Source organism: Massilia frigida (assembly GCF_011682175.1).
Lineage (GTDB): Bacteria > Pseudomonadota > Gammaproteobacteria > Burkholderiales > Burkholderiaceae_D > Telluria_A > Telluria_A frigida.
This window is the reverse complement of the sequence record NZ_WHJG01000018.1, coordinates 78,424-92,451: the sequence shown is the minus strand read 5'-3', so window position 1 is coordinate 92,451 and position 14,028 is coordinate 78,424. Positions and strand designations below refer to the sequence as shown.

General features: G+C 66.6%; 5 protein-coding genes. All 5 read right to left on the bottom strand.

Annotated features, from left to right (window positions below):
• Positions 1-23: 23 nt before the first annotated feature.
• The 5 genes from F2P44_RS18175 to F2P44_RS18155 all read right to left on the bottom strand — a co-directional run bounded on the left by F2P44_RS18175 (position 24) and on the right by F2P44_RS18155 (position 13,999).
• Positions 24-3,692: a WGR and DUF4132 domain-containing protein gene (locus F2P44_RS18175; protein WP_167088455.1), complete on the bottom strand. Its 3,669-nt coding sequence runs from the start codon at positions 3,690-3,692 to the stop codon at positions 24-26.
• Positions 3,693-3,781: 89 nt separating this feature from the next.
• Complete coding sequence (locus tag F2P44_RS18170; RefSeq protein WP_167088454.1) at positions 3,782-7,525, bottom strand: DUF4132 domain-containing protein; 3,744 nt, start codon at positions 7,523-7,525, stop codon at positions 3,782-3,784.
• Positions 7,512-8,363, bottom strand: coding sequence for a DUF4132 domain-containing protein (locus F2P44_RS18165; protein WP_267877614.1), 852 nt, complete (start codon positions 8,361-8,363; stop codon positions 7,512-7,514). Before F2P44_RS18165 ends, F2P44_RS18170 begins: the two co-directional genes overlap by 14 nt.
• 351 nt (positions 8,364-8,714) lie before the next feature.
• Positions 8,715-12,401 (bottom strand): DUF4132 domain-containing protein, encoded by a 3,687-nt coding sequence (locus F2P44_RS18160; protein ID WP_167088453.1) that lies wholly within the window; start codon positions 12,399-12,401, stop codon positions 8,715-8,717.
• A gap of 35 nt (positions 12,402-12,436) precedes the next feature.
• On the bottom strand, positions 12,437-13,999 hold the full coding sequence (locus F2P44_RS18155) for a WGR domain-containing protein (RefSeq protein ID WP_167088452.1): 1,563 nt from the start codon (positions 13,997-13,999) through the stop codon (positions 12,437-12,439).
• Positions 14,000-14,028 lie beyond the last annotated feature (29 nt).

Sequence of the window (14,028 nt, the reverse complement as noted above, 5' to 3'; positions counted from 1 at the left end):
TGCCGAGATGATAACGTCTTTTCTCATGCGCGCAACAATTCGAGATCGCGAATCAGCTCGCTGGCGGCAACCGGATCGAGCACCGACAGCGGCTGCGGCGTGCCGATGTCACCCCATTGGTTGATCGTGCCGACCTTGACCGCCTGTAAAGTCTGTTCCGAGTTGTCGTTGAGGTTATTCACGTCCAGGCCCGGATAGATCCCCAGCTCCACGGTCCACCCCGCGCCGATATCCTTGTTGTAAGCCCAGATGCCACCGGCGTCGCGTGCTTTTCCCCGATGCCAGCCTTTGTTCGTCAAACCCATCAGACGGTCGGCCGGCATTTCCAGGTGCACCCAGCGCAGCAGTTCATTGGTGGCCAGTTCGTCCTGCGTCAACGCATATGTCTCGCGGCCGATCTGGGGGAAGGGCTGCAGCAATTCATAATCCGCAAACAGCTTGCCGAATGCGTCCGCATCGCTGGCGGGCAGCTCGAGCGCATGCGCGATGCCGACGCGCGCCCCTGGCGGCATGACGTAGGCGTCGTCGGCGGCGTCCGTCAGTGCGCCGTCGGGGCCGACCCGAAAGCAGCCGGCCAGGCCCCCCCCGCAAGACGAATCGGCTTGGTAGACGCCCCATACGAGGCGCTGGACCAGGTGCCGCACCAGCGGATGCCTGGCCAGCAGCGCGAGAAAGGCGTCGCCGTCCCAGCGGCGGCGCGAGCACATCGCCGCTTCCAGCCGTTTTACCTGTTGCGCGGCGATGCTGCGGGCATCCTTCTTGAGCAGCTTGTAGGTATCCACAGCGCTTGCCGCCAGGTTCGTATCGTCGCTCCTGTTCGGCTTGGGCAGGTCGGCCAGGCGCATGCCGCCGGCGTCGCGCACAAATGGTTTCAGCGCTTCGTCGAAGCCAACCCGGAACTGGCGCGGACCGAAATCGAGCAGCAGCGAGCCTTGATCGTCCAGTCCCAACGTGGGCGCCAGGCGGTCTTCCAGTTCCTCCTGCGTCAGGCCGCGCGCGTCGGCGATCAGCTTGATTTTTTCGCGCGCGCTGTCCTGCAGCGCCTTGAACTTGAGCTTGAGCGCGACGCCGTTCAGGAGCATCAGCGCCAGGTCGGTCCCGATGCCGGCCAACACATCGAGTCCGATCACGGCGCGCGCATGCAGGCTTTCGCCAGGCCATGCGCGAATCAGCGGCGTGAGCTTGCGGGCGCTGTCGTCATTGCCGAAGACGCCGAGGGCGGTCAACGCCCATTTTTCGGATGGGTCGCCGCCGAGGTCGAGCCAGGCGCGCAACAGGTCCCATGCAAAGGCGTTCTGCGACGCCGGCGTGCAGGCTTGCCGCACCTGTTCGAGCCCGGCATACACCCCCTCGCTGCGCGGGAATTGCAGCATGATGCCGATCAGGCCGAGCGCCTCGTCGGACAATGGTTTGCCGTTGCTGCGCAGGCGAGGTCGGTACCAGCTGCGCGGCGCCCACAGGCCCGGCAGGGTGGGGATGTTGGCAGGATGGAGGTCGAGCGGGTCTTCGTCGAGCATCGCTTTCATGGCGCTGTCGACCGCCGCGCTCCCATAACGGCGCGCGACGTCCGTCACTACCTGGCCGTGGCCATTGTCAGCCAGCAGGCGCAGTGCGGCGGCGGCGTCGTCGCGCGCCTTGCCGGCCTTGCCCAAGGCAGGTGCGATCAGTGCACAGGCGCTGTGTTCCGGGTTGGCCAGAAGCCAGCGGCGCGCGATTGCGCGGGCAGGCTTGTTCTTCAGTGTCGCCATTGCGTGCGCGACCGGGAACGCCAGCTCCACGGCGCCGAAGTGCAGCGCGTAGCACAAGTCTTCTTGCGGCCGTAGTTCACACATGGTGACCAGGCCCGGCAGGCAGTCCAGGCCAAGCGTGGCGATCGCATATCCGGGGGAATTGAACTCGTGCTTTGCCAACGCCGTCCACACAGCCTTGTTGAACGGCGGCGGCAGATCGGCAATCAGCCGCACTTCGGCATGGAGGTTCATGCGCGGGTTCTGGTGCGTTTTCCACAGCGCGACGACAGCATCGACATCGCCGGCGGTAATCAGATCGGCCGGCGTGACAAAGCTGGTCTGTTCATACGGGTTATATTTATGGCGCCTCTCGTCGAGCACCGACTGGCGCTCTTCGGCGCTCCAGCGTTCGACCGGCGGCAGGAACAAAGGTGCCAGATGGAGCGCCTTGGGGCGTGGTTTGCGGGCCGCCATCCATGGCGGGTTTTGGAGCACCGCCGGTAAATCGGCATTGTGGGCCATGTCGCCCGGAGCGCAGAAGCGCGCCGCCATATCGTCAAGCACGGTGAGCGCGGCGGGCGAGAGCCATGGGCGCAACGCGGGCAGGTCTGCAATATGGTCGGGAACCAGGCGGCTCAAGGCCGACCGCGCCAAACCAGGGGCTTGCTTGTCGTGGCCGAGCAGTTCGCTCAAGCCGGCAAGGGCCGCCCATGGCCAGCGCTTCGCTGCCGCTGCGAGCCGGGAGGGACTGCCGTTGTCCATGCCGCAGGCCAGTGCGAGTGCGCGGATGGCGTCCGGCGTGCCGATACCGGCGATGGCATCGGCGGTGATCCCGACGCTCACGCCATGTTTGAGCACTGCTATCGCATCGACGCCGCGGTCCCTGATCGCCGTGGCGATGAATGCCGGCTTGTCATAAAAGAGGGTGTAGGTAGCGCTGACGCTGTCGAGCAAGGCCAGGCTTTCGGGCTCGCGCACGGTCATGCGCAGCCATCCAGTCATGTCGTGCAGATAGTCGCCGCGCTGGACCATGGCGTCGGACAGCTCGGGCGCATCGGGTAGCAACACGGGGAATAATGGCTGCCGCCTGAGCGGAATATCGTTCAGCTTATCGCGCACGATCTGCACGCATGTTTGCCATACGTCCTGCGGCGCATGGACGAGATGGGTGCGCAGCGCCAGTTCGACGTTGGAATACGCGCCGAAAGTTCCTTCAGAAGACCGATATTCCGCATTCCACATGGAGATTTCATGCCGGTGCGACGCGCCCAGATCGATATTGATTTTTTCCAGCTCAATTAAAGTGAGCAAGGCGTAGGGAAGCCCTTTTTCCGCCACCAGGAAGTCGAGGAAGTTCGTGTCGGCGCAAACGGCGTTCTCCCGGTCGAAGACGGTCGACGCAGCCAGCAGAATGACGTCGGACGCGGCCGAACCGCTGCGCAAGCCCTGTTCAATACGGATTGTCGCTTCAACGATTGCCTCTTTGCGCAAAGGACAGCAGTGTTTGGCATCAATGCGCGGCACTTCCCGTGCGCGTTTCAGGAATCGTGTCCAGCTCTTGTCGGCGTCGAGCACCGGTGGCGTTCCAGGGTACTGGCGCGTCGGCAGGGCAAGCGCCATCAGTGCGGGCGGCACATCGATCAAGGGCGACACCGCAAGCCATGGCGCGATGCCGGCTGGTGGCACGGGCGCTGGTTCATGCGCTGGTGCTATGGCGGGCAACGGCGCGGGCGTGGCTGCCTGCACAACGGTGCCGGCGCCGGTTTCGACGTAGCCCTTTCCGGTTTTTTCGCGTATCAGTTTATCCATCGCCACCGCGGCGCCGGCCACGTCAGGGTGATGTTTGGTCTGCGCCTTGCCGCTGCTGCCGATTTTGCCGAAGCACACCGTGACACTGCTGCCATCTTGCGTGACTTCCCAGAATTTGCTGGACACGCCATCGTTCAATTCAAATCGTCTCATGTTCTCGTCATTGGCTTTATCAGGGACTGCATATGATCAACATGCGCAGATGGTCAACATGCGCAGATGGTGAGTGGAGGAGCGCCGTATCAGGCGCGCAGCAGTTCGATGTCGCGAATCAGTTCGCTGGCCGCCACCGGGTCGAGCTGGGCCAGCGGCACGCCCGGGTCGACATTGCCATGCCGGTCGGAGTCGCCGAACAGCACCAGTTGCACGGTCTGTTCGGGATACTGGTCCATTGCGGCGATCACGATGCCCGGCTCGAACTGCAACTGGGCCAGGCGACCATCGCCCAGGGGCTTGCTGAATTCGCGAACGAAGCTGCGCTCGAGCGTGCGGCCACGGCGCCAGCCCCGGTTCGCCAGGCCCATGATGCTGCCGCTTGCTACTACCATGCCGTCCCAGCGCAGCAGCCGGTCCGACGCCAGTTCGGCAGGGTCGAGCGCATACGTCGCGCGGTGGATCTGCGTGAACGGCTGCGTCAGTTCATAATCGGTGAACAGCTGGTCGAACGCGGCCAGGTCGCCGCCCTGCATATCGAGCGGATGGGGGATGCCGACGACAATGCCGTCCTCCTGCGCCAGCAAGAAAGCATCGTCGGCGCCATCGGTGAGGGCACCGTCGGCACCGAGCCGGAAGCATGCTTGCAGGCGCTGGTCGCGATACATACCCCACACCAGGCGCTGCGCCAGGTGGCGCACCAGCCGATGGCCGGCGATGAGCTTCATGAAGTTGTCCACGCTCCAGCGGCGCCGGGTACGCATGGCCGCATCCAGGCGGTTTACCTGAAGCGAGGCGATGCTGCGCGCATCTTTCCTGAGCTGCTTGTAGCGCTCCACTGCCGCGCGCGACAGCGCCTCATCATCGCTTTGCCGGGGCTTGGGCAAATCCGACAGCTGCGTGCCATACTGGTCGCGCACGACGGGACGCAAGGCTTCGTCGAAGCCGACCACGAAGTGGCGGGTACCGAAGGCGAGCCGCAGGACGCCTTGCTGGTCCAGTCCAAGGTCGGGCGCAAGGTGGTCTTCCAGTTCTTCGGGGGGCATGTCGCGCGCCTCGGCGATCTGCGCCATTTTCGCGCGCGCCGCTTCCTTGAGGCTGCCGGAATGGAAGTGGCGCACGATCGCGCTCAATTGCAGAAGGGCGGCATCGGTGCCGATCGCGCCCAGCACCTCGACGCCGCCGGCAGCGCGCGCATGCAGGGCTTCGGCCGGCCAGGCCCGCACCATGGGGCCGATCTTGTCGGCGATGGCGTCGTCACCCAGGATGCCGAGGGTGGAAAACGCCCAGTTATCCTTCGCGCTGCCGCCATCGTCCTCCCATGCGCGGAACAGATTCCATGCAAACGTGGTCAGCGAGTCCGGCGTGCAGGCCCGCTGTACCTGGGCCAGGCCGGCGTACACGCGCTCGTTACGGGGAAAGCGCAGCATGTCGCCGAACGCTTCGATCGCCGCATCCGGCAGTGCCTTGCCGTTGCTGGCCAGGCGCGGGCGGGGCCAGTCGCGCGGACGCCAGAATTGCGGTGCCGCGCCCCATTTGGCAGGGTAGAGGTCAAGCGGATGTTGGTCGAGCAGGGCGCGCAGCGCGGTGCCGGCCGCCAGTTGCCCGTAGCGCGCGGCCACCTCCATCAACAGGACATCGTGGCCTGCGGCGGCCAGCATGCGCAAGGTATCGGCGGCGTGTTCGCGCGCGCTGCCGGCCTTGCCCAGCGCAGGCGCAAGCAGGGCGCAGGCTGCGTGTTCGGGATACGCCAGCAGCCACTCGCGCGCGCTGGCGCGTATGGCCTTGGTCTTCAGTGTCATGTAGGCGCGCGCAATCGGCAGACCCAGTTCGACCGCACCGATGTGGCGCGTATAACGCAAGGCTTCGGCCGGGTGGTGCTCGCACATGGCCACCAGGGCGGGCAGGCCACGCAGGCCGAAGGTGGCAACCGCATAGCCGGGGGAATTGATCGGGTGCTGGGCGCATGCATTCCATACCGCCAGGCTGAACGGCGCGGGCATGTCCGCGATGATGCGCACGCAAGCGCTGAAGTACTCGCGATTGCGCGCCGCCTGCTCCCATATGGCGATCAGGGCGGGCACGTCGCCGGCCGCGATGGCTGCGCCAGCCTGGCTCGGCGCGCTGTGAGTATGGTCGAGATAGGGGTAGATGGTGAGGCGCTCGTCCATGCGCATTTGCTCGCGCTCGTCGTCACTCCAGCGCTCGACAGGAGCGAGCGGCAGCGCTGCCAGCGACAGGGCTGGCGCCGCTTTTTTGCGCGGCGCCAGCCAGGGCGGATTGGCCAGCACGGGCGGCAGATCGGCACTGTCGGCCAGCGCGTGGCTGGCATGGTCCGGCGCTAGGCTGTCGAGCAAGGCTGCCGCCGGTGCCGAAATCCATGGCCTGAAAGCGGCCAGGTTGTCGGCGTGGTCGTAGGCGAGTGTGATCAGCATTGCGCGGAACAGGTGGGGAACCTGCTGGTCGGCGGCAATCAGTTCAGCCAGGCCGGCAATTGACGCCAGCGGCCAGCGCTGCACGGCGCGCTGGAGGCGCAGGCGCGCATTGATGCTGCGCTGGCGCACAAAATAGTCGCCCGCGAGGATCAGGTCGCGGCCCAGCGCCTGGATCGCCTCCGGCGTGCCGAACCAGATCAGCGCTTCGGCAAGCCGGTCGGTTTCGGTGCACCTTTGCAGCAGTGCGATGGCCCCGCTACCGCGCTCCTGGACCAGCGTGGCCAGGGCAGTGTGGGCGTCGTCGTCCGACAGCCTGCTGCCAGTGGCCTCGATCGAGATCAGCGCCATGCTGACCAGAGGGGAAGCGGTCATCAGGTTCATCCACATGGAGACGGTATCCATCGGGTTTGCGCTGTTCTGCAGTATCAGGTCGGCGAGGTCGGTGGCGTCGGGCAGGATAACGGCCAGCAGGGGACGCCGCCGTGGCGGCAGGCGCACTACATTGGCGCGGGCCAGGTGCACGCACCGGTCCCAGTCGATCTGGCTGGCGTGCGCGAGGTGCCGTCGCAATGCCAGCTCGGTTGTCGTCAAGCGGTGGATTTCATCACCCGGCGCGCGCACCCGCCAGCACGCGACCGGCTCGGCGCCCGAGGTGTCGAGCAGTTGCTCGGCCACCACGTTTTCCAGTGCTGTCAGCAGCACTTCCAGCGCATGTGGCAATCCTTTTTCTGCGGCCAGGAAGTCAAGGAAGGGAAACCCGTCGCTGCCATCGCAGGGCAGTCGGAATCGCGCGGAGACCGACAACATGATGGCGTCAGACAGCAGGCTGCCGTCACGCGAACCCTGCTCGATGCGCCGGGTGGCCTCGGCAACGCCATCGCGCAGGTCTTTATCGCACATATCGACGCCTGCTGGGCAGAATTGGCGCGCATGCTTGAGGTACACCGCCCATGCGCGCTCGGCGTCGCCCTGTGGCGGCGCACCGGGAAAGCGGCGCGAGGGCAGGGCCAGCGCGGCGATATCGGGCGGGATATCGAGTGCCGGCCCAGCGGCCAGCCATGGCGCGGCCATGCCGACGAGCGATGGTGCGGGCGCTACGGGCATCGGTGGCGACGGTAGCGGCGCCGGTACGCTCGGCGCAGGTTTGACAGGGGTGGGCATGGGTGCCGGCGGCGCCTGCATGCATGCGCCGGACGTCGTCGCCACGTAGCCTTTGGCGGTCTTTTCACGCACCAGTTTTGCCAGGGCCGCAGCGGCCATGGCCTCGTCCGCGTGGGTTTTGGACTGGCGCTGGCCGCCAGTGCCGATCCGGCCGTAGCAGACGTTGACGTCGCACCCAGCCTGCTCGACTTCCCAGAATTTGTCGGAAACGCCATCACTCAATTCAAATCGCCGCATCATGTGTCCTGTCAGTGTCGCTGTGCCGGCCGGGTAAGGCGCATACATATTCCATATCGCGGATCAATTCGCTGACCGCGACCGCCGGCAGCGCGCCAAGGGCGACGGACGTGTCGAGGGTGTCCCATTGTCCCACGCGCCCGACCAGGACGGGTCCGACGGTCTGCACTTCCCCTTCGCGCATCATGCCGACCACGATGCCGGGGGCGATGCCGAGCGACGCCATGGCGCCTGCGCCGAGCGGCTTGCGGAAGTCCCAGATCGAACCGCCATCCTGCGCTTCGCCACGCCGCCAGCCGCGGTTGAGCAGGCCGAGAAGGGCGCCGGTGGTGACGCTGCGTCCTTCCCAGCGCCGCAGCGCGTGTTCGCCGCGTTCGCCGGCCTCGAGGTGGTGCGTGTCGCGGCCGATCTGCGCGAACGGTTGCAGCAGTTCGTAGTCGGCGAACAGCTGGCCGAAGGCGGCGGCATCGGCGCTCGCCAGGTCGAGCGCATGTGGCACGCCGATCCGCACGCTGTCGTCGCCGGGCAGGTCGATGGCGTTGTCGCCGGCATCGGTAAAGGCGCCGTCCGCCGTGACCCGGAAGCAGGCCAGCAGGCGCTCGCCATCAGTGCTGTAGGTGCCCCACACCAGGCGTTGCACCAGGTGGCGCAGCAGCGGGTGCGTCGCCAAAAAGGCGCGGAAGGCATGCGGATGCCAGCGCCGCTGCGTGCACATGGCGCTCTCGAGGCGCAATACCTGTTGCGCGGCGATGGTGCGCGCATCCTTCTTGAGAAGTTTGAAGCGCTCGATCGCCCGTGCTGACAAGGCTGCGTCGTCGGTTTTCTTCGGCTTGGGCAGGTCCGCCAGGCGCGATCAGCGCGTACGCGGCGCGTTCCGGGTTGGACAGCAGCCAGTGCTGCGCCATGTCGTGTTCAGTCTTGCCGCTGGCGTAAAGACGCGCCGCCAATGCCACGTTACCGGCGTCGATAACATGTTCATTGCTTGGTTTGACCACGCGTACCGCCGAAGGCCTGCGCTTGGGAAGCTGCTTTTTCTTCGGCGCCGGCTCGCGTTGTGCGTCCAGGGGATGGGCCAGCGGCGCTAGTGCCAGGGGCTTGGCGCGCGCCATGCGCGGCGCCATCCACGGTGGGTTCACGAGTACCGCAGGCAGGCCGGTAGAATCGCCTGCGGCTGGCCGGGAAGTGGGTTTCAGGCGCACAGTGCCTCCATGTCGCGAATCAGTTCACTGGCGGCGATGGGGCTTAACGTCGATAGCGGCTGGCCCTTGTCGAAGCTGCTCCAGGCCCCGGCGCTGCCGATACTGACCTGTTCCATGATCTGGTCTTCCGAATCCATGATCGAGCCGAGCATCAGACCCGGACCGAAACGCAGCGCCACGGTGCGCCCGTCACCGAGCGGCCGGTTGAAATCGAAGACGAAGCCGGCATCCTGCGCGTCGCCACGGTCCCAGCCCTTGTGCGCCAGGCCCAGAAGGCGCCCGACAGGCACCTCGATGCCCTCCCAGCGCGTGAGCGCGCTGGCGGCCAGTTCGTCGGCGGTCAGCGTGTAGGTGTCGCGCCCGATCTGCGCAAACGGTTGCACCAGCTCGTAGTCGGCCAGCAGCTGGCCGAAGCCTGCTGCATCCTGCGCCGGCAGGTCGAGCGCATGCGGAATGCCGATGCGGATGTTTTCGCCCTGCGGTAGTGGCCAGGTGTCGTCGGCGGCGTCGGTCAGGGCGCCATCCGGGCCGACCCGGAAGCAGCCCAGCAGACGGCCACCGTGGCTGGCGCCCGGTTCCATGTCATAAGCGCCCCACACCAGCCGCTGCACCAGATGGCGCACCAGCGGGTGGCCGGCCAGGAAGCGCTGGAAGATGGCCGGCTCCCATCGCCGCTGTGCACACATGGCCATTTCCAGCCGCCGTACCTGCTGATCCGCGATGCTGCGCGCATCCTTCTTGAGCGCCTTGAACCGCTCAGTCGCCGCTGCCGACAGCGCGGCGTCGTCGCTCTTGTTCGGCTTGGGCAGGTCGGCCAGGCGCACGCCCAGTGCATCGCGTATGCACGGCCTGAGTGCTTCGTCGAAGCCGATGCGGAACTGGCGCGGGCCAAAATCGAGCAGCAGGGCGCCGTCGTCGTCGAGGCCCAGGTCGGGCGCCAGGCGGTCTTCCAGTTCGTCGGTACTGAGATTGCGCGCTTCGGCGATCTGGGCGATCTGGTCGCGCGCGTTTTCCTGCAGCGCCTTGAACTTGACCTTCTGCGCAATCCCGTTGAGTAGCAACAGGGCCAGGTCGGTGCCGATCGTGGCCAGGATATCGAGACCGGCAATGGCGCGTGCGTTCTGGCTTTCGCCCGGCCAGGCGCGGATCAGCGGCGTGAGCTTGCGCGCGCAATCGTCGCCGCCAAACAGGCCCAGGGCCGTGAAGGCCCAGTTGTTTTTGGCATCGCCACCGGCATCAGCCCAGGCACTGAACAAGTCCCAGGCGAACCGGCTCAGGGAGTCGGGCGTACACGCCTGGCGTACTTGCTCGATACCGGCGTAGACACCGTCGGTCTGGGGAAAGCGCAGCATTACGCCGATCAGGTCGAGCGCCTCGTCCGGCAGTGGCTTGCCGTTGGCGGCCAGGAGCGGCCGCGTCCAGCTACGCGGCATCCAGAATGCCGGGAGCGCAGCGATTTTTGAAGGGAAGCGGTCGAGCGGATCTTCGTCCAGCATGGCGCGCATGGCGGCGTTGACGGCCTCCTGGCCGTAGCGGCCGGCCACCGCGATCAGCATGGCTTCATGGCCGTTCGCGGCCAGCAGGCGCAGTGCGCTGGCGGCGGCGTCGCGCGCTGCGCCGGCCTTGCCCAGCGCGGGGGCGGTCAGGCCGCAGGCGGCATGCTCCGGATTGGCCAGCAGCCAGCTGCGTGCCATGTCGCGCACGGCCTTGGACTTGAGCACCGCCAGCGCGCGCGCCACAGGCGCGGCCAGTTCGACGGCGCCGAAGTACATCGCATACTTCAATTCTTCGACAGGGCGGCGCTCGCACATCACCGCCAGGCCGGGCAGGGCATCGAGTCCCATGCTGCCGATGGCGTGACCGGGCGAGTTGATGTCGTGCTTCGCCATGGCGGCCCACACGGCGGCATTGAACGGCGGCGGCAGCTTTGCGATTGCATGCACGCTGTTTGCCATTTCGTGACCGCGTTGGCGGTAATTTTCCCAACATGCGACCACGCCCGCCACATCGCCGGCGGCGATCGCGCTGGTGTCGTTCGGTGTCTTGAATCCGGATCCGCCGTGCGTGTAGACGATGAGGCGCCGTTCGCGCAGCACGCGCTGGCGTTCGGCGTCGCTCCAGCGTTCGACTGGCGCCAGCGGCAGAATCTCCAGCGTCAACGCCTTGTTTGCGCTTTTTGCCCGCGCCAGCCACGGTGGGTTGGCCAGTACCGCGGGCAAGTCGCTGGTGCCAGCCGCGTCGGCCGGCACTTCCAGGCGGCCGGCAAGGCCGTCGAGCATCTTGATAGCCGCTGCCGACAGCCATGGCGTCAACGCAGGCAGGGCGGCCAGGTGTTGCGGAACCAGTGCGGCCAGCACCGAGCGTGCCGCGCCAGGGGCGCGCTTGTCAGTGGCGGTCAATTCGGCCAGGCCGGCGATGGCGGCGAGCGGCCAGCGTGCCGACGCCGCCGTCAGGCGCTTGATCGCCTTTTTTGCGGTAATCGATGCCAGGGCGCGGATCGCCTCCGGCGTGCCGATGCTGGCAATGGCGTCGGCGGCGAGATCGGCGCCAGCCCCGTCGCGCAATGCCGCCACGGCGTCGGTGCCGCGGTCCTGGATCGCGGTGGCAATCAACTCCGGCTTGTCGTACCACGCGAACAGGTAGAAGTCGTCGCATGCCTTGATCGTATCGAGGGCGCGCATGCTGGCGGCGTCGCGCACTGTCAGGCGCAGCCATGCCATCGAGGTGGGGTAGACGGGACCGGCGGCGGCGACGATGGCGTCCGACAGACCCAGGGCATCGGGCAGCAGCACGCCGAAGAGCGCCCGCCGGTGCGCCGCCAGCGAAGGCAAACCGTCGCGAACCAGCTGCACGCAGGCGTCCCACACGCCTTGCGGCGCGTGCGCCAGGTGGGCGCGCAGTGCCAGTTCGGTTTTGCCGAAGACGTTTTCGGTCGGGGCGAACCACTGCCCGGCATCGTCGTCAATACGGATGCCGGGGTTGCGCAGGCCTTGCTGGCACACGCTGATGCGTTCCATCTGCAGCAAGGCGTCAAGGGCGTACGCGACGCCTTCGCTGGCCACCAGGAAGTCGATGAAGGGCACGCCATCGGACGGCGCCAGCAGGTCGTCGAAAGTGGTCGATAGTGCCAGCAGGACGATGTCGGAGGCGGCGGAGCCGTCGCGCTGCCCGTGTTCGATGCGCTGCGCCGCTTCGTCCATTGCCGGGCGCCAGCCTGACGCCGAGAGCGCGGAACTGAGCGGCGCGCATTGTCTCGCATGGGCCAGGAACAGGTTCCAGCTGGCGTCGGCGTCGATTGCTGGCGCCGCGCCCGGGAAGCGGCGCGAGGGCAGGGCCAGCGCCATCATCGTGGCTGGCATGTCGATCAGCGGCGAGACGGCCAGCCAGGGGGCGATGTCGGACGCAGGCGTGGGCGCCGCTACCGGCACCGATGCCGGCACCGATGCCGCCGCCGTCGCCACTGGTGAACCGGCCCCTGTTTCGGCATAGCCCTTGCCGGCTTTTTCGCGTATCAGCTTGGCCATTGCCGCGCCGGCCGTGGCGGCATCCGGATGGTTCTTGGTCTGGACCTTGCCCGCCGTGCCGATCTTGCCGAAGCAGACCGTGACATCGCTGCCGTCCCGGCTCACTCCCCAGAATTTGCTGGAAACGCCATCGCTCAATTCAAATCGCCGCATCGTTCATCCTGAATATAAAAGTGTGGTCGCGCCGCTCAGGCGCCCAAATCCTGCATGTCGCGTATCAGTTCACTGGCGACGATGGCACCCAGCGTCGACAGGGGGTAACGTGGCGCTTTTCCGTTGACTGTATCACCGTCCACAACGCGCACTTCCTTCAAGCGCTGTTCCGGCTCGTGCTCGGGCATGCCGACGATCAGGCCGGGATCGAGCTGCTCGCCGGGCCAGGCGCGGATCAGGGGCGTGAGCTTGCGCGCGATGTCGTCGCTGCCGAACAGCCCCAGGGCGGTGAAGGCCCAGTTTTCACCGGGGTCGCCGCCTGCGGCGGTCCAGGCGCTGAACAGGTCCCATGCGAAGCGGCTCAGCGACGATGGCGTGCACGCTTGCCGTACCTGATCGATGCCTGCGTATGGATGGTCGGACCGGGGAAAGCGCAGCATCACCCCGATGGCGTCGAGCGCCGCGTCGGGAAGCACCTTGCCGTTGAACAGGCATGGACGGGGCCATTTCCCAGGCTGCCAGAATGCTGGCAGCGGTGCGATTTTGCTCGGAAAACGTTCGAGCGGATCGTCGTCCAGCAGGGCGCGCAATGCCGTTTCCACGGCTTCCTGCCGATAGCGGCTGGCGACCTGCGTCAACACCGCCTCGTGGCCGCCGCTGGCGAGCAGGCGCAGCACCGCAACAGCGGCATCGCGCGCGCTGCTGGCTTTGCCGAGAGCCGGCGCGATCAGGGCGCAGGCGCTGTGTTCAGGATTGGCCAGCAGCCAGTCGCGCGCCAGTTCGCGCGCGCTGTTGTTCTTCTGGCTGGCGTAGGCGCGCGCCACAGGCAACGCCAGTTCGGTGGCGCCGAAATACTTCGCATACGGCAGCTCGATGGCGGGCCGGCGCTCGATCATGATGGCCAGCGCTGGCACGCTGGCCAGGCCGAGCGTGCCGATGGCATAGCCGGGCGAATTGATTTCCCGCTTTGCCACGGCGGTCAGCAAGGCCGCATTGAATGGCGCGGGCAGGTCGGTGACGCTGTCCACGCAGCTGCCGATTTTGTCGGTCCCCAGGTTATCGACCCAGAGCGCCACCACACGGTCCACATCGCCAGCCGCCATCGCTGCTTCGGCGTCAGGCGGGCCCTCGTAGCGGCGCCAGTTATAGGGAGAGACGTCGTATCGGGTCGTGCTGCACATGGCCTGGCGTTCCTCCGGCGTCCAGCGCGCGATCGGCGCCAGTGCGAGTGGCTTGAGCGCCAGGATCGTGTGGTACTTCCTGGCGGACTTTGTCCACGGTGGGGCCGCGAGCACCGGTGGCAGCTCCTCCAGGCTGGCCGGCACGTTGTGCGATGCGGCCGGACACGGTGCGATCCCGCCCGCTGCCGGCGTCGGTTCGATGACTGCCCCGGCGCTGGTCTCGACATAGCCCTTGGCGATTTTTTCGCGAATCAGTTTTTCCATCGCGGCGCCGGCGCTGGCGCTGTCGGCGTAGCTTTTACACTGGCGCTGACCGGCGCTGCCGATCCTGCCGAAGCCGATATGGAGATCGCTGCCTGCCTGGTCGACTTGCCAGAATTTGATCGAAACATCATCATGGTATTCAAATCGTCGCATCGCGTGTCCTGAATGTTAACTAGTGCCGG

Bases quoted from the DNA above. Each gene is read 5' to 3' on its own strand.
- F2P44_RS18155 (WP_167088452.1), bottom strand. From the start codon at position 13,999: ATGCGACGATTTGAATACCATGATGATGTTTCGATCAAATTCTGGCAA.
- F2P44_RS18175 (WP_167088455.1), bottom strand. From the start codon at position 3,692: ATGAGACGATTTGAATTGAACGATGGCGTGTCCAGCAAATTCTGGGAA.
- F2P44_RS18160 (WP_167088453.1), bottom strand. From the start codon at position 12,401: ATGCGGCGATTTGAATTGAGCGATGGCGTTTCCAGCAAATTCTGGGGA.
- F2P44_RS18170 (WP_167088454.1), bottom strand. From the start codon at position 7,525: ATGCGGCGATTTGAATTGAGTGATGGCGTTTCCGACAAATTCTGGGAA.